This is a genomic window from Desulfobacterales bacterium (assembly GCA_034520365.1).
In the GTDB taxonomy this organism is placed as follows: Bacteria; Desulfobacterota; Desulfobacteria; order Desulfobacterales; family Desulfosalsimonadaceae; genus M55B175.
Window position 1 is genome coordinate 305,677 of sequence record JAXHNP010000006.1, and the last position, 12,657, is coordinate 318,333.

Consider the following 12,657-nt stretch of genomic DNA (forward strand, 5'->3'; position numbering starts at 1 on the left):
AAGAATAAAGATTTGACCCCTTACTCCGCAAAATGGGCTTTTAACGCCTCGATCATTTCAGAGTGATCCTTTTCATCACGCATCAGCTGCGCCAACACCCGCTTATATTTGGGATGGGATATCTGATCATGCATATTACGATAGGTCTCATACATCTGGTCTTCGAGCCTCTGAAGTTGGTCGAAGTAGGCTCTGAGATCCTCTTTAGTAAACATCTAAGGATTCTCCCTGGATTTGCTGTATAACAGAGTTAATCACATTCTTATGTTTTTTATTTTCCTGGATCAGCCTCCCCAGGGTTTCCTTGATATCTGAAACAGCCGCTTCGGACAGGCCGCTCCTCGTGATGATTGCGGACAGATGCCTGGAATGGATGGTAACGGCGCTTTCTTCGGTCTTCAAGGCTTCCTGAAGGTGGTTTAGCAGTTCCTCTCGGGTCATGGGGTCTGCTCCTTAATCCATTGCTGGGGATAAGATGTATGCATCCTGATGAAATCCAGGATTGCGGCATCCTTATCGGCAGTGAGACGCCAGTCCTGATTCTTATCAACTTGAAACCAGATGAGCCCCTCGATTTGCCATGATTTCAATATTTCAAAGGCCTGTTTGATCCATACCTCTCTGTCTCCCCCCTGACGAACGCAGGCGGTTTCAAAAATGAAGATTGGCTTTTCAGGGTTAATCTCTCTCAGTGCAGCAAACGCTTTCGAAAAAATCGTCTTGAAGTCATTCCATTGACTGTCCCAGCCATGCTCTTCCTTGGTTTGGCTGTTACCCCAGTTGTACCCATCTATGCCAAATATGTCCACATATCGATCACCCGGATAGTAGTTTTCTATACAGTTCCAAGGGGCGCTGGAGGCAAAAATAGGGCTGGGCAAGGATTCCGCGTTGGGGCAAAACACCCATCGCACATTTAGGGCACCGGCCTGACGGAATTTTTTTACCACGTATCGGAACATCTTCTGATAGATCTTGGGGCTTTTCGGACCATACTGCTCCGAAAGCGTTCCCCAGTGATACCGACGGATGTTCATTTCATGGGCGAATCGCAGCATAAAGGGGTTTGGCCACAGGGCTGCCTGACGGGCAAATGCCTCGATGTAGGGGTCATAAGCGCCATTTATAATCTCCTCATAGGGCACCATGATTTCCTGTCCGTCCTTATAATACATGGGTTCCCAAGTCAGGCAGGGTATGGCACCTGCCTGCCATATGGCGTTTAGACTTTCCCCTGGAAAATGAGCGTCTCTTTGGCTTGCCAGGGATGGCCACTGCAAAAAAAAGAGCACGACACCCGGGGATAGGCCTATCGTCTGCTGAACCTGTAAAAGTCGTTTCTGAGTTATAGGGTACCCATCCAGGGCCATACCAAAAATAGGAGGTCCAGGGGTACGGCACTGGGATTTTCCCCATAACGAGACAGGCAATAGAAAAACCATACAAATTACCACAAAAAAATACAGACCCTTCAATAGCCTTCTCTCATTTCTTATCCGGCGTGTTAAAATAGAATACTGAGGAGAGTATCAAAAAGTGATACAGGCACCACAGCATATTGACAATGAGGGCGGCCATGGGTTCCCGTTCATATATCAGTCGGTTCATCCCCCACACCACGGCCGAAAAAGTAATTACGACCATAAAAACCTGCACCCACAAGGCCCTGAGCGGCAGTGCCATACCTTCCCCTTTTGGTGTGATGTCGAACTTGCCTTTGACCCCGAGAAGTCCAAATACGGCCGCCTTGATGTAGACCGGGAAGGTAATGGCCATCAGTAACTGACCCTGGATCAAATCTTTAAAGGCGTATTGACGCTGCCTCAGGGTCCAGTAAAAAATGGTAACAGTAAGCACAAAATAGGGAATAAAAAAAAGGGCATATATTTCAGCGTTGGCAAAATAACTCGGCACATTCAAAAAGAGATACAGTAGCGGACAGGCAACCAAAATCAGAAAAACCAGCCCGATAAAGTAGTGCGTACTGGAGAGGATGTATTCCCACCATTGCACAGCTGCCATTTGCCTGGGATGCCGCAGGCAAAATCCTATCACCTTTCGAAATAACCCCACAGTTCCCAGTGCCCACCTGAACTGCTGTTTAAAATACCCCCCGAGATCTGCCGGGCCCATGCCGAATGCCAGCACCTGGTTCATATAGGCCGACCGCCAGCCCTTGAGATGGAACTTCAGGGACGTGGCAAAATCCTCGGTCACCGAATTTTCGTCAAATCCCCCCACATCCATCAAGGCCTTGCGCCGGAAGATAACATTGGTCCCACAGCAAAACATGGCGTCTTTCAGGCTCTTTCCCTCACATATATATTCATAAAAGACAGCCTGCTGTAAACCGGATGCTTTGGCAATGCGGTTGGATTCAAAATTGGTGTAATATTGCGGGGTCTGAATAAACGCCAAATCCGAGTTAGCCTCCAATGTGGAAACCAGTGGCTCCAAAAAACCGGGCAAGGGATTCTGATCGGCATCAAACAGCACGATATACTTTTCCTTGTCTTCCCGTTTTTGGCTGGCGAAGGGATAGAACTCAAATCCTTCACGTTCCTGCCCTTCTATAAAGTCCAGAAAATCATTAACCATGCCCGCCTTGGCACCATGCCATTGACGGCGAAACAGATTCACACCGATCCGCTGGCACATCTCATCGATGGATCGGCGGTAAGCCTGCATGGCTTCTGTATCCTGGCCGGGCAGATCGTAACGGGTGTCATCTAAAAAATAGATGTGCTTATTGGAATAGGTGAGGTTGTAAAAAGAGAGGACTGTCGCCTCCACCACTTCCAGTGGTTCATTGTAAGATGACACAATAACGGCCACAGGCGGATAGGTCTCAAGGGGGGGCACACTCTCTTCGGAGCGAACAAATTTGCTTTTATGGATTAAGATATGATAGATTTCCAGAAAATAGCCAACCCCATGAAAGATAATAAAGGTCTCCGCAAACAGCAGCAAAACGGCCACAGCCTTTTCATGCCACGCATAATCCAGAATGATAAACAGGACGGTCCGGACCATCAAATACAGGATAGCGAGCAGTATGCACAAGGCCGGCAGGATAAGTGCAAATCGGGTCCCCATTTTTGAGGGTGTATGTTTTGTCATGGTCCTAAGATTCTCAAATCGTTTAAGGGCATTAAAAATGATACCGGATATCGGCCCAGAGTCCCTCCGCGTCCCACAGACGGGAGCGATGGATCAGGCCTTTTAAACTGATAGTCCAGTGATCCAAAAAGTCATAATGCCATGCTGCCCGGAGTTCCCCAGAAGGATTATCCTCTGTGTCTGTGCCCAGCGCCAGGGCCACATCGTAAGAGTTGCGCTCACTGCCGCAAAACAGGAATCTCGACAAGTCATGATACCATTCAAAGGTTATGGCGCCGCCGTAATAATCGATAGGGGTCCAGTAGGGATGGATAATGTCCACCAGCCGGCCCGCGTCGTAATGGTATACATCCGGGTTATGGGTATTGCGATATTCACCGGTCAGGGCAATCGTGAAGATCCTGGGATGATCAGTGATGGCGTACCCCGCACCCAACATATAATGCTGGCCCGAATTGTTGTCACTGTAACTCAAATACCTGGCCTCCCCCTGGACTTCCAGCTTCCGGGTAAGATTCGATTCGATGGAGACCCACCATGAATCCGACTGTATGCCCTGCCTGATACCGAAATAGTTGTACAGCTCATCTGCCCGGTCATATCCCAGTCCCAGTGTCACATAATCCCTTAAATTAAACCAGGCATGTGCATATCCGGTGTCTGTATTTTCAAATTCACAGTCCTGGTATACCTTGTGAGTCCACGCCGCTTCCCCTTTGATATAGGGATTCAAGGTGCCGCTGGCCGCGATTGTAAAGCCGTTGGCCCCGTATGATGACCCTGTATAACTGGGGCGCTCGATCCAGTGGTGGCCGGCCACCTTCAAATGGAACCGACAGTCAACCGGCACAGTTAGTTCAAGATCGGTGCGGTACCGGTCGATCTCTGTCAACCTGTCCCGGCCCCGTTCACTCCAGTAAATCTGCCCCAGTTTGAGGGATGGACTGCTGCGGATTTCCAAACGCCTCAGGGCATGGCCGGCCAGATTGTGAAGGGGATTTATGTCGAGCAGGCGCCTGTAGGTCTTTTCCTCCCGATGACACAGACCCAGTGCACATTCGATCTGCGCGTAATCAAACAGCGCTTCCTGATTTCCAGGCGTAACGTCGAGGAGGGCCTCATAGGCATCCAGGGCCCGGGCAAAGCGCTTGTTCCAAACAAGGCGCTTCCCCTCCTTTTCCAAGTATGCAGCCTTTTGAACGGCAAAGGAAGGATAATTTTCAATGAGAAGCCTGTCAATCTGCCGGTTTGTGGTTTGAGACAAACGGGGCCTCAGAGGCTTCAGACTCTCTATGAATGCCTCAGTGCCTTGAAAGACGGATCCCTCTTCAGCCTGCTCAGCCAATTTGCTGACGTCGGCGATAAGTTCCTCATTCCCCGATGTCTCAGCAACAGGGATCAATGCCCTGGAAAGCGTTTTGTCCACTGGTGGAACGAGAAGGGCCCTGTAGGCATCCAGCGCAGTATCCATCTGCTTGGCCCATACAGCGGTCCGGGCCTTTTCCATTTGCGGGACAGGATCGGACGGCGCCATGGCATTGATATGGTCGTAAAGTTCAATGGATGCGTCATACTCTTTCCCCCATCCCAGGGTCCTGGCCCATCCGATGAGGATCTTTCGGTTATCTGGAAATCGTTTGTTTAGATCTTCGAACGCCTCTATGGCCGGCTTATACTGATGATCAATGGCAAGCATCTCAGCCAAACCGATCTGGGATGGAAAGTACGCAGGGTCTCTTTTAAGAGAAGTTTCGTATATGAGTATAGCTGGGTTATTGAAGCCGTGAGCAGCGTAAAGGTTTGCCCATTTTTCCAGGGTCCGTGCAGAGAGCCCCTTATCCGTCAACAACGCATCAATAAAGTCCTCTGTCAGGACAACATCCATCCCCGCCGCATAGAAATGCGCTTCTACGTCGCTGGGATCGATCTCATAGGCCTTAGAAAAACAGAGTCGGCCCAGATCTTCCTCTCCCTGAGCCAGGTACACGTTTCCCTGGCCCATCAACCCCTTGACCCGGCAGCACGCCATATCGGATATCCTGGAATACAGGCCGAGCGCGGCATCATAATTTTTTACCAGCAGCAGAATATCTGCCTTTAATAAAAGGGCTTCATGGTTATCGGGATCCAAATTAAGCGCTTGATCCACATGGGTTAAAGCGGCTTGATATTTTTTTTCAGCACGTTTCAGCTTGGCCAGCCCCAGCAAGGCCTTTTTGGAATCAGGGTGGTTAAACAGCAATTCCTTATAGATTCCCTCGGATTCGGCGTAGCGCTCACAGCTCCTCAACAAGGCTGCTAATTTGAGCGCCACTTCTCTGTCTCCAGCATGGGCCCGTAGATACTCGCGATAAATGGCCTCGGCCTTGTAAAAATCGCCCCACATGTTCATGTGATCGGCCAATTTGAGTTTGATATTTTGGGGCTGATCGCTCATCCTGATAGCCTTCTCATATAGATCGCGGCAGCCGGATGCGTGCCCCATACTGGCTTTTAAATCCGCGAGGGTCACGAGCATGTCCGGGTCTTTCTCCGCCTTTTTATCAATCCCAGCCATCAGTGAACGGGCCTCATTAATATCACCCAACCGAATGAGGACCCTTGCCATCTCCGACCGGATCTGCCAGTTATCTGGACTTTGATTGAGGAGCACACGGTATTCCCGGAGTGCTTCGTCCAATGTCCGGTCCTCGTAAGCGAGTATTCTGGCCAGGGCCAGGCGGGCGTCAAAAGATGTAATCTGATCGCTTTGGGGGATGAGGCTATCGGACCGGTCGTGGGAGAGGTTCCCAACCACGCTCAGCGGAAAAAGAGTGGGCCTTGTACTGGCAGGATGAGGGGCACCCGCATTACCGCTCAAAGGTGTAAACAAAACTCCACATACAAGGCCGAGCAAACAGAGGCTATCGCGATGTATCCGCCACCATGGTCTACACCTTCGACAGAGGTATGCCAAAACCCCGGATATCACCGACGCCAATCCCAATCCCGGAATCTTTAAACCAAAAGAGCCAATATATGACATGTTTCGTTTCACCAGCAGGGAATTCCGTTACAGAGCCGCCCCCATTTTTACCTGGCTCATGTAAATTACCATTAATCAAGGGTGCGTTTCAACTGTGAGGCGGCCTCTTCATGCTCACCTGCCCAGATCAGCACAAAGGCATACCGCCGCCGGACCTGGATATCGTTGGGGTGGGCCTCCAGGATTTTCCTGTATTCTTTAAGTGAGGTATCATAGTCTTTTTGCCAGCTCAGCATCTCGGCCAGCTTGAGACGAACAGAATGGTCGTGGGGATGGCCTTTTAGATACTCCCGGTAAAGCGGCTCTGCCTTGGCGTAATCCTTCTGGGCCACAAAAAGATCTGCCATCAAAACCTTGGTCTCTCCTGGTATGGTCTTGGGCGAGATCTGCTCCAGTATTCCAAGTGCCTTCTTCTGCTCTCCATCCCAAAAAAGGACCTTGGCCATTTCAAGCTTTGCTTCCGTAAGATCCGGTTTCTCTTTTAAGACCTTTTTATATTCAGCTATGGACGCCTCGTAACGCTTCACATAACTCAACACTCTGGCAAGTTCCCAGCGGGCAACCCAGTCCGGGATCTCGTCCCCTGGTTTGATCGGTACCACCTTGACCTCTTCGGGTTTTAGCGGAGCCGTTTTTTGGTTCAAAGACGGAATCGAAAATTTTGTTTGCTCGTTTTCTGAATGGGCGGTGAGCACCCCTCCAAAAAACACTATAGCAGCTAGGCAGAAATGCGGACAACAATCCCTTTATTTTTCGATGCTTCATTTTTCCTCCCCCAGCGCCTTTCTGTACTGCAATACGGCCTCTTCAAAACGGCCGGACCAGGACAAAGCCCTTGCGAGAAGGACGCGCGTAGCCTTATCCTTTGGCACATCCTGAACCATGGCCTGGTATAGGGCCACAGCCTTTGAAGGTTGGCCCAAGATCACGTAAATATTGGCTAATTCAGCCAACCCTGTGTCCTTATCAGGATTTTGCTCCAGGAACGCTTCAAAGACTGTCAAAGCCTTCTTAAAATGGCCGGTAGCCATATACGCTGTTCCCAGGTGTTTCAGGAGCGTCGGCGTTTCAAAGCCCTGGTCTATTAATTCTGTATAATACGGGATGGATTGAGAATATTGACTCTTGGCGAAATAGGTCTCTGCTTTACGAAACAAAATCCAATCCGTATGGGTTACACGGTAAATGAAGGTGGTTAGAATGGCAACGCCAAGCATGGCGGCAATGAGTGTGAGTTTTTTCATTATACTTCTGGAAACCAGATGTTTAAAGATACATTAATATATTACATTAGTAAATCAGATTGAAACTTCATCAGCAATGCGTTTCTCACCATGCCGCCGTCCAACCGAAGGCTGCCTAATCTTGCGCCCGAATCCTTTCCCATTGCATCAGCGTTGCCGCGTGAAGTGACATGATAATAAGCGCCGGGATACTGGATGCGAAGCTGTCTGGCCATATCTCTGTATGAATAGTTTCTCTGTATTTGTCAAGAATAAAGATTTGACCCTTTTGCTTGGTCCTTTTGCTTGGTCACTTCCTTGCGTTTTGCCTGAGAAGAGCTGACTGCCAATCCAGAATATTTTTGTCTGCTGTAAGAAGTAACGCATCATAATGCAGGGCAGTGGCAGCGATAAAACGATCTGCAGGATCACGAGGGAAGTATTCCAGGGCAGATGCCAGCAAAGCAATTCTTCCGTCCAGGACGATCTCTTTTACCCCGGCTTGCAGTAAATCTGCCCGCCATACTTCCACCTCCAGGGGAAGTTGAATCCGCCCCCGCTGTTCAAGCAGGGCGCATTCCCAGAAGGTTATTGCGCTGACAGCGACAACGTCATTTTTCCAGGCCTGTTCAATAAGGCTCCGGGATCGTTTCCCCAGGGCGTCATCGTCTCTATCCATCCAAAGCAGGGTGTGAGTATCCAGAACAATCATTCAAGCACCTTCCAGTCATTTTCCGCCACTGGAGTAATCACATCTCCGGTAATCCGAAGTTTTCTGTGCAGGCCGAAAGGACTTTCTGAACGTCCGCCGGAGTAAGGTTTCAATTCTGCTATAGGCTTGCCGTTTTTGGTTACCACCAGGGTTTCTCCCGTCCTGGCTACTTTCTCCATTAAAGCCAAACACTTGGCCTTAAATTCTGACGCCTGAATTGTATTCATTTTCACCCCTCCGACTGATAGGCACTCAATTTGGTCATGATAATGACCATAGTCATTAAAATGGTCAAGGTCAATAATGCAACGAAAGTGAAAGGGGTCCCCCATTACGCAAAAACGGAAACATCGTATCTGCTGAATATGTTGTCGCGGGTGATGATACACAGTTTTTCCAGCCGGGCCTGGGCGATAATCATTCTGTCAAAGGGGTCGCGATGGTGCATTGGCAGACCGCCTGCAGCATACGCATGATCCGGGGTGATGGGTAAAAGCTCAAATCCCTGATTTTTGATAACGGGATAAAAATCCGCTGAAATTTCGAGTTTTCCAAGCGCCTGCTTGATTCGCATTTCCCAGATCACGGCAGCACTGACAACAATCAGGTTGCCGGGATCAGCAATAGCATCTCGTTCAGTATCGAAGAGAGAAGGACTATCGTCCAGCCACCACAGCAGCACATGGGTGTCGAGAAACAGATTCATTTGTCCGCCATGCCGAAGGCTTCGGCGATATCATCCGGGAGCTCATCGAAATCATCCGCGATCTTGATTTTTCCCTTTAAAGCGCCGGGCTGGCGCGGCTGCCGGTTATTCTCATACTTGATGAGGCGGGCTACCGGTTTTCCGGCCTTGCCGATGACCACTTCTTCTCCGGCCATGACTTTTTCAATCAACGCGGATAACTGCGCCTTTGCTTCGGAAATATTGGTAATCTGCATTTTTCATCCTCCTATATGTAAATATAGTCTGACCAGACCAGACCATTTTGTCAAGCGGTTTCAAGCCGGTCCATTTTGGCCCACGGCTAATTTGTTCTAACCGCAAAATCCATACCCCCGGTCCTGTTAACGCAAAGGTTGGGATTCGTTTTCCTCGGGATCGAAATCGCTATCGGGATCGAAATCGATGCTGTAGACTTCCTGATCCTCTCGAACTTGGTATCCTCTTCCGCCGAGACGGCTGAGCATCGCGGCCATACGGTCGAGTTCATCCTTGCGGTTCCGGCTTTCCATCTTGTCCAGCGCCTTGCCGACAACCAGCACATCTTGAATCGCCGCGCACTCAAGCGCGGAGCCACGAGCGATTTCGAAATAACGCCTTTGGTCGGCTTCCGCGGTCTTGCCATTACCTTCGGCGATATTTAGCGGTATCGACTGGCTGGCCCGAAGCCATTGATCCCGGGCGGGCCGATGGACTTCGTTCAGGCTGTCGGCCTTCTCGTAAACCCATGCAACGTAGCCTATTGAAAGGCGATAGACGTCCAGTTTTTCACGTCCAAGGGTCATATTTTTTCGATTTCGATCCCGATCCCGATAGCGATTTCGATTTGGATACAGAACAAATTAGCCGTGCATTTTGGCCATAACCGCTTTGACATACTGATATTTTTTCAATATGCTACTGTTTTACAGTTCGCAAGTCTATCTCTGGCAGGCATTCCATGATAATAATTGATCGGTTTGACGGCGCATTATATGAAAAATACCCGGAATAAGAACGATGGCAGCTTTCAGGAAAAAAGCCCGACTACGTTCTGCGACATCACCTCTCTTATCCAGTCGCCCTGCTGCACTATTATGGAAAGCATCAGTGACGGCGTCTTTACCATAGACAGGGAAAAACGGATCACCTCTTTTAACCGGGCGGCGGAGTGCATTACCGGCCTTAGCCGGCAAAAAGCCGTCGGCCAGTTCTGCTTTGATGTATTCCGGGCCGATATCTGTGCCAAAAACTGTGCACTGGAAAAAACGCTTTTAAATGAAACCCCGCAGATTGATATTTCCGCCCGGATCATTGCAGCGGCCAATCTTGCGCTGAAAGAGCGGGTGGCAAACGGGGAATTCCGGGAAGACCTTTTTTACCGCCTGAATGTGGTCACACTGGAACTGCCGCCCCTATGGGAACGAAGAGAAGATATCCCCCTTCTGGCAGACCGCTTTATTGAAAAGCTGAATCTGAGCAAGGGAAAAAACATCCGGGAAATTGCACCGGATGCCCTGCAGGCACTTATGCAATATTGGTTTCCCGGCAATGTCCGGGAACTGGAAAACGCCATTGAGTATGCTTTTATTACCTGCAAGGGCAGCGTGATCCGCAATGCGCATCTGCCCCCGGAAATTGCGCGGGAAAAAGGGCCGGCCGCGCCGCGGCTGTCTGAAGAGCAGCATATGGAAGCCGAAAAGATCTGCACCTTTCTGAAGCAACACGCAAACAGCCGGGAAAAGACCGCAAAGGCCCTTGGCATCAGCCGGAGCACCCTCTGGCGGAAAATGAAGAAACTGGGCATCACCCCGCCTGAAAGTGAAACCTAAATTGAAACATAGCCTGCAACTTAACAGGGTCGGACCAAAATAAGGGATTAAAAGAAATGCCAAAGCCGGGCATTATTGAAATATTGAAGCTGCGGCCCAAAACCAACTGCCGGGATTGTGGCGAGCCAACGTGCATGGTTTTTGCCACCAAGGTTGCTGAAGGGGCAAAAAGACCAGAAGATTGTTTCGGCCTGGGTACATCCCTGCGTGAAGAACTTTCCTGGTATATAACGCAGTTCAATCTGGATTATTAGGGCAGAGGTCTTTTTCTTTCGCCAGGTTTTGTCTGGCCGGGCTTCAGGCGCTTGAATCAACGTACAAGCACAACTACACTACAGAGTAAGGAGACAATCGACATGAAGGATTTGAATCAAATATTGCAGGAAATGGATTTTCAGTTTTTCGGTTCCGGCGATCACGGAATGAGTATCGAAGGAATGCGCAACGTGCTTGGCAATGATCATTTCATATTTCTAGATGTTAGGGCAGATGAGGAGGTCAAATACCTTTCTTTTCCTTTTTCCCTGCATATCCCCCTGAATGAGCTGCCGGACAGGCTGGACGAAGTTCCCAGGGATAAATTTATCATTACCTTCTGCTCTTCGGTTTTCAGGGCGGCGGTGGCCTACACTTATCTGCTGGCAAACGGATATGAGGAAGTAAAGGGGCTTACTGCCTCTTCCGAGGATATGGCCCAAGCGTTCAAACCCGGCCCATTGGCCAAAATGTAAGCTGATCTCCATACCGGCAGAGCAAAAAGCAACAACATTCTGCAAATTCGGGGGACACGATACTTATTTGCTCAACTTTCTGGGAAGCTAAGCGTAAGTCAAACTTTTGATATTGAATGATATTTTTTCTTATCAAGACCAAAAAATGTGATTGCGGTTCCCATTACGGCATCCATGATAGTCTGGATGATTTTTTCAGACGCTGCGTTGACGTTGTATATTGCCGCATGGCCTTTTGCATTATCGTTTTTAACTGCGTTATGCCGCAGGCGAGATGTTGCAATCAACATTTGTCAAAAATAAAAAGATGTCATTATTTGATGATCCGGCGTCCGGGGATTTAAAATGGGAGGCGCTGGGCCGTGCGGTTGACGACGTTACCCGGCGCTTTGGCCGGGATGTGGTGAAAAAAGCCGAGCTGTTTGAAAAGGATCAGAAGCCGAAATAGATGCCTGCCCCGTAAGATTCCATGTCATAGTTGTAGAACTGGCCATAGGGGATGAATCCGTTGTAATATTCGAGCATGACTTGAATATAGCGGCTCTGATGATCCAGCTCCTTGAAGGCGATCCCTGTCTTTAAGCTGTAGCCGGGGGTCCAGTGAAGCTCCTGGAATCCTTTGATGTCAAGGCCTGCGACCAATGTCCCCCAGGGTAGCATCTCTCCTGTGCCCTGATATTCGATACCGCCCTGATAGCCCCAGCGGTCAAAATCTCCCGGATCGCGCTCTATCAGGAAATGGAGGCCGCCATAGGTCCGGATCTGATGCCAGGTAAACGCAGCCAGAAAGTCAATGGCTTCATAGTCAAAATTGGTCCGGGTATCTGCCATCCGCGGATGCTTGATAAGGTATTCATCCCCCAGGTGAGAGCTTTGGTGATAGACGCGAAGACGGGTGGACAGGGCGTCAATCCGGTAATTCCAGGTCACACCGATATTGTAGTCGGAGTTTAAAAGGTCATCGGAGCTGGTATTCAGATCAAACTGGGAGAAAAGTCCGCCCTTTAAGCTTAACTGCCAGGCATGCTGATCCCCAAGATGTTTTCTGATCAGGCCGAAGTTTTCGCCGAATCCGACGGATGCGCCGGTGAAGTCGCTTCTGAATTCATTGTCGTAATTGTTGATGCTCAGAAAAAACCGGGGCTCTTTGGGATCGGCCAGCAAGGGCGCAAACACATCGCCCACAGGAAAGAACTCCCACTGGGATTTTGATGTCTGATCCGCGACCGCCGGTCCGGCCGCCGCAGCTATCCACAGGACCATTGCCCATATGCTTATTCGGAAAGTCAAAGGTGGGATAAGGGTTGGTCT

17 protein-coding genes are annotated in these 12,657 nt (G+C 49.6%); 4 read left to right on the forward strand and 13 right to left on the reverse strand.

All coding sequences use genetic code 11. From position 1 onward, the window contains the following. Nucleotides 1-20: 20 nt before the first annotated feature. From U5L07_09350 to U5L07_09405, 12 genes are all read right to left on the reverse strand, one after another. Nucleotides 21-215: a ferritin family protein gene (locus U5L07_09350; protein ID MDZ7831941.1), complete on the reverse strand. Its 195-nt coding sequence runs from the start codon at nucleotides 213-215 to the stop codon at nucleotides 21-23. Then, nucleotides 205-441 (reverse strand): hypothetical protein, encoded by a 237-nt coding sequence (locus U5L07_09355; protein MDZ7831942.1) that lies wholly within the window; start codon nucleotides 439-441, stop codon nucleotides 205-207. Before U5L07_09355 ends, U5L07_09350 begins: the two co-directional genes overlap by 11 nt. Beyond that, nucleotides 438-1,475 carry a glycosyl hydrolase gene (locus tag U5L07_09360; protein ID MDZ7831943.1) on the reverse strand — a complete coding sequence of 346 codons (1,038 nt, stop codon included), beginning with the start codon at nucleotides 1,473-1,475 and terminating at the stop codon, nucleotides 438-440. The genes U5L07_09355 and U5L07_09360 overlap by 4 nt, the downstream gene beginning before the upstream one ends. Before the next feature lie 10 nt (nucleotides 1,476-1,485). After that, nucleotides 1,486-3,120, reverse strand: a complete 1,635-nt coding sequence (locus U5L07_09365; protein ID MDZ7831944.1) for a glycosyltransferase family 2 protein — start codon at nucleotides 3,118-3,120, stop codon at nucleotides 1,486-1,488. A gap of 31 nt (nucleotides 3,121-3,151) precedes the next feature. Beyond that, nucleotides 3,152-5,980 carry a tetratricopeptide repeat protein gene (locus tag U5L07_09370; protein ID MDZ7831945.1) on the reverse strand — a complete coding sequence of 943 codons (2,829 nt, stop codon included), beginning with the start codon at nucleotides 5,978-5,980 and terminating at the stop codon, nucleotides 3,152-3,154. Between the two features lie 236 nt (nucleotides 5,981-6,216). Next, on the reverse strand, nucleotides 6,217-6,789 hold the full coding sequence (locus U5L07_09375; protein ID MDZ7831946.1) for a tetratricopeptide repeat protein: 573 nt from the start codon (nucleotides 6,787-6,789) through the stop codon (nucleotides 6,217-6,219). 117 nt (nucleotides 6,790-6,906) lie between these two features. Next, nucleotides 6,907-7,389, reverse strand: coding sequence for a tetratricopeptide repeat protein (locus tag U5L07_09380; protein MDZ7831947.1), 483 nt, complete (start codon nucleotides 7,387-7,389; stop codon nucleotides 6,907-6,909). A 289-nt stretch (nucleotides 7,390-7,678) separates the two neighbouring features. After that, nucleotides 7,679-8,080 (reverse strand): type II toxin-antitoxin system VapC family toxin, encoded by a 402-nt coding sequence (locus U5L07_09385; protein ID MDZ7831948.1) that lies wholly within the window; start codon nucleotides 8,078-8,080, stop codon nucleotides 7,679-7,681. Then, a complete protein-coding gene (locus tag U5L07_09390) occupies nucleotides 8,077-8,307 on the reverse strand; it encodes a type II toxin-antitoxin system Phd/YefM family antitoxin (GenBank protein MDZ7831949.1) in 231 nt (76 codons plus the stop codon). Before U5L07_09390 ends, U5L07_09385 begins: the two co-directional genes overlap by 4 nt. 104 nt (nucleotides 8,308-8,411) lie before the next feature. Next, nucleotides 8,412-8,786, reverse strand: a complete 375-nt coding sequence (locus U5L07_09395) for a type II toxin-antitoxin system VapC family toxin (protein ID MDZ7831950.1) — start codon at nucleotides 8,784-8,786, stop codon at nucleotides 8,412-8,414. Next, entirely contained in the window at nucleotides 8,783-9,022 is a 240-nt protein-coding gene (locus U5L07_09400) for a type II toxin-antitoxin system prevent-host-death family antitoxin (GenBank protein MDZ7831951.1), read from the reverse strand. The genes U5L07_09395 and U5L07_09400 overlap by 4 nt, the downstream gene beginning before the upstream one ends. 126 nt (nucleotides 9,023-9,148) lie before the next feature. Then, nucleotides 9,149-9,589, reverse strand: coding sequence for a four helix bundle protein (locus tag U5L07_09405; protein MDZ7831952.1), 441 nt, complete (start codon nucleotides 9,587-9,589; stop codon nucleotides 9,149-9,151). 189 nt (nucleotides 9,590-9,778) lie between these two features. Here U5L07_09405 and U5L07_09410 point away from each other — a divergent pair, with 189 nt between their 5' ends. The 4 genes from U5L07_09410 to U5L07_09425 all read left to right on the forward strand — a co-directional run bounded on the left by U5L07_09410 (nucleotide 9,779) and on the right by U5L07_09425 (nucleotide 11,794). Next, nucleotides 9,779-10,615, forward strand: coding sequence for a helix-turn-helix domain-containing protein (locus U5L07_09410; GenBank protein ID MDZ7831953.1), 837 nt, complete (start codon nucleotides 9,779-9,781; stop codon nucleotides 10,613-10,615). A gap of 56 nt (nucleotides 10,616-10,671) precedes the next feature. After that, nucleotides 10,672-10,869, forward strand: a complete 198-nt coding sequence (locus U5L07_09415) for a (Fe-S)-binding protein (GenBank protein ID MDZ7831954.1) — start codon at nucleotides 10,672-10,674, stop codon at nucleotides 10,867-10,869. Nucleotides 10,870-10,971: 102 nt separating this feature from the next. Beyond that, a complete protein-coding gene (locus U5L07_09420) occupies nucleotides 10,972-11,346 on the forward strand; it encodes a rhodanese-like domain-containing protein (protein ID MDZ7831955.1) in 375 nt (124 codons plus the stop codon). Between the two features lie 274 nt (nucleotides 11,347-11,620). Beyond that, nucleotides 11,621-11,794, forward strand: a complete 174-nt coding sequence (locus U5L07_09425) for a hypothetical protein (protein ID MDZ7831956.1) — start codon at nucleotides 11,621-11,623, stop codon at nucleotides 11,792-11,794. Here the strand turns inward: U5L07_09425 and U5L07_09430 are convergent. Next, entirely contained in the window at nucleotides 11,779-12,609 is an 831-nt protein-coding gene (locus U5L07_09430; GenBank protein MDZ7831957.1) for a DUF1207 domain-containing protein, read from the reverse strand. The two genes, U5L07_09425 and U5L07_09430, sit on opposite strands and share 16 nt — an antisense overlap. Between the last annotated feature and the right edge of the window lie 48 nt (nucleotides 12,610-12,657).

Bases quoted from the DNA above. Each gene is read 5' to 3' on its own strand.
- U5L07_09350 (MDZ7831941.1), bottom strand. From the start codon at position 215: ATGTTTACTAAAGAGGATCTCAGAGCCTACTTCGACCAACTTCAGAGG.
- U5L07_09355 (MDZ7831942.1), bottom strand. From the start codon at position 441: ATGACCCGAGAGGAACTGCTAAACCACCTTCAGGAAGCCTTGAAGACC.
- U5L07_09365 (MDZ7831944.1), bottom strand. From the start codon at position 3,120: ATGACAAAACATACACCCTCAAAAATGGGGACCCGATTTGCACTTATC.
- U5L07_09380 (MDZ7831947.1), bottom strand. From the start codon at position 7,389: ATGAAAAAACTCACACTCATTGCCGCCATGCTTGGCGTTGCCATTCTA.
- U5L07_09385 (MDZ7831948.1), bottom strand. From the start codon at position 8,080: ATGATTGTTCTGGATACTCACACCCTGCTTTGGATGGATAGAGACGAT.
- U5L07_09390 (MDZ7831949.1), bottom strand. From the start codon at position 8,307: ATGAATACAATTCAGGCGTCAGAATTTAAGGCCAAGTGTTTGGCTTTA.
- U5L07_09395 (MDZ7831950.1), bottom strand. From the start codon at position 8,786: ATGAATCTGTTTCTCGACACCCATGTGCTGCTGTGGTGGCTGGACGAT.
- U5L07_09400 (MDZ7831951.1), bottom strand. From the start codon at position 9,022: ATGCAGATTACCAATATTTCCGAAGCAAAGGCGCAGTTATCCGCGTTG.
- U5L07_09405 (MDZ7831952.1), bottom strand. From the start codon at position 9,589: ATGACCCTTGGACGTGAAAAACTGGACGTCTATCGCCTTTCAATAGGC.
- U5L07_09410 (MDZ7831953.1), top strand. From the start codon at position 9,779: ATGAAAAATACCCGGAATAAGAACGATGGCAGCTTTCAGGAAAAAAGC.
- U5L07_09415 (MDZ7831954.1), top strand. From the start codon at position 10,672: ATGCCAAAGCCGGGCATTATTGAAATATTGAAGCTGCGGCCCAAAACC.
- U5L07_09420 (MDZ7831955.1), top strand. From the start codon at position 10,972: ATGAAGGATTTGAATCAAATATTGCAGGAAATGGATTTTCAGTTTTTC.
- U5L07_09425 (MDZ7831956.1), top strand. From the start codon at position 11,621: ATGTTGCAATCAACATTTGTCAAAAATAAAAAGATGTCATTATTTGAT.
- U5L07_09430 (MDZ7831957.1), bottom strand. From the start codon at position 12,609: ATGGTCCTGTGGATAGCTGCGGCGGCCGGACCGGCGGTCGCGGATCAG.